This window comes from Paenibacillus sp. GbtcB18 (genome assembly GCF_019091125.1).
Classification (GTDB): domain Bacteria; phylum Bacillota; class Bacilli; order Paenibacillales; family NBRC-103111; genus Paenibacillus_F; species Paenibacillus_F chitinolyticus.
In genome coordinates this window covers 1-277 of record NZ_JAGXJX010000286.1, presented here as the reverse complement: position 1 = coordinate 277, position 277 = coordinate 1, and the positions used below count along the sequence as shown (strand labels likewise).

Annotated in this window: 1 pseudogene; it reads right to left on the bottom strand. The window is 47.7% G+C overall.

Annotated features, from left to right (window positions below):
* A pseudogene (locus tag KVT34_RS30235) lies at positions 1-101 on the bottom strand (F0F1 ATP synthase subunit C); the annotation flags it as partial.
* Positions 102-277: the final 176 nt, after the last annotated feature.

Genomic DNA, 277 nt, shown 5'->3' with positions numbered 1-277 from the left:
CGAGCGATACCTTCTACTGTCTTGCTTACGATCAGACCGTTACCAACACCAGCGCCAAGTGCGCCCAAACCGATTGCTAATGCTGCTGCCAGGAATTCCATGAAAAATTTCCACCTCAGAAAATAGGTTTTGTACCTGTAATGTGTATATGGATCCCACGCCTTGCGGAAGACGCGCAGAGCTGCTAATCGCAGCTGAGCCGATCATTTAGTGATCTTCATGATGAACGGTAGCTTGGGAAGTGTAAACCATGGTAAGAATGGTGAACAAGAATGCC